At 44.2% G+C, this 1,739-nt stretch carries 1 protein-coding gene; it reads right to left on the bottom strand.

Annotated features, from left to right (window positions below):
- Positions 1-1,739, bottom strand: a 1,739-nt coding sequence (locus tag G395_RS32490; RefSeq protein WP_035362224.1) for an FG-GAP-like repeat-containing protein, incomplete at both ends; no start/stop codon positions are given.

Below are 1,739 nucleotides of genomic sequence, written 5' to 3'. Positions count from 1 at the left end.
TGGCCGGTCAATGCTAACGCCGGATCATATTTCACCCGCACGCGCACCTTGGTTGAAGTCCCTTGCTTGGCAATCACACTTTTCATCTCAACCCCTGTCAACCCCAAACTTGCATAACCAATCCAAGAACCCGTTGACATCGTGCTATTCGTAATCACATTATTCGCCCCCTTCGAAAATCCCTGGCCCTTAGCCTTTGTTTCCCACACGAGTTTCCCTTTGTTTCTACCAAGAAAAGATTTGGCAAAAAATCCTACGCCGAAGTTGTTTTTGGCTTTTTGAGATTGGTTGATGGGGGTTGTGAGGTCGGAGTTGTAGAGGCGGAGGTTGTTTTGGAGGCCACCTGTTTTATTGCCATAGAAAATGAATGACATTCCTTCGTTTAGTTGTCCATTGTCGTATTGATGCGCTGTTGTGATTATGTCACTATAACCGTCTCCATTTATGTCTCCAGCGCCTCCGATAGCGTTACCCATAAATGCACTTTCCTGATTTCCTTCAAATGAAAATGAAGGTGTTTTAATGAGCCCATTGCCCGAGCCATTAAATACAAACGCGACACCCTCATTGCTCTGACCATTAGAAAATCCAACAGCTCCTACTATAACTTCACTATATCCATCACCATTTGTATCTCCCGCATTTGCCACGCTCCCCATTCCTGCATTGGCTTTATTACTTTCGATAATCATTGGCTGGGTTTGGACCCAGCCATTTAGTCCATAGTAAATAAAAACTGCGCCTTCTAGATATTCTCCGTTTGTATAATATGGAGCTCCAAAGTATAAGTCAGGATATCCATCACCATTTACATCACTGGATCCTATTGAAGTTCCCATTCTTGCTTCCGCTTTATTACTCTCAACTATCTTTTTACTCGCCTTGTCTAGGCCGTTAGGCGAACCAAAATATATGTAACCAGCCCCTTCATAATCTTCCCCGTTACTGTAAAAAGGGCTTCCAACAATTACATCTGAGTAACCATCGGCATTTATATCGCCTGCTCCGCACACCTCACTCCCATAGTTAAACCAGTCGCCCCCCTCTACCAACGTTACATTTGGCACCATTGTGTTTATGCCTGCTTTTGATCCGTAATATATAAATGCTGCTCCTTGATCAGCGTAGGGGAAAGTAACATCTAAACCTGGTGACCCTATAATAATATCACTAAACCCGTCCCCATTAATATCGCCTGCGCCCGCTACTGCCGATCCAAAATTTGCATCTTCTTCCTGCTTTCCTAAAATTGTTGTATTTGGTACGTTACTGATGCCCGCGAATGATCCATGGAATATAAAAACCGCACCAGTTTCTTTTTCTCCATATAGACCTACACCTACAAGCAAATCGCCGAATCCGTCCCCATTAACATCCCCCGCTCCTGCAACGCTTCCCATTGAAGAAAAGGACTGGTTACATTCAATAATAGTGTTGGCAACATTACCAATGCCATTTAATGAACCGTGGTAAATAAAAACAGCACCTTCATAAGCTTGTCCATTGTCGTATGCGTTAGCACTAATTGCGATGTCCCCAAAACCATCTCCGTTGACATCACCAGCATTGGCAACAGACCAGCCAAATTGTGCGCCTGAATGGTCAATCTCTAATTTGGTTTTGATATCTGCATTTACCCCATCCGCCATCCCCATCCAAACAAACGCCGCCCCTTCATCCACTTGCCCCTTATCAAAGCTATAAGCCCCAATCACAATGTCGCTGTATCCATCGCCATT

Source organism: Dyadobacter alkalitolerans DSM 23607, assembly GCF_000428845.1.
GTDB classification, from domain to species: domain Bacteria; phylum Bacteroidota; class Bacteroidia; order Cytophagales; family Spirosomataceae; genus Dyadobacter; species Dyadobacter alkalitolerans.
This window is presented reverse-complemented; position numbering and strand designations above follow the sequence as displayed.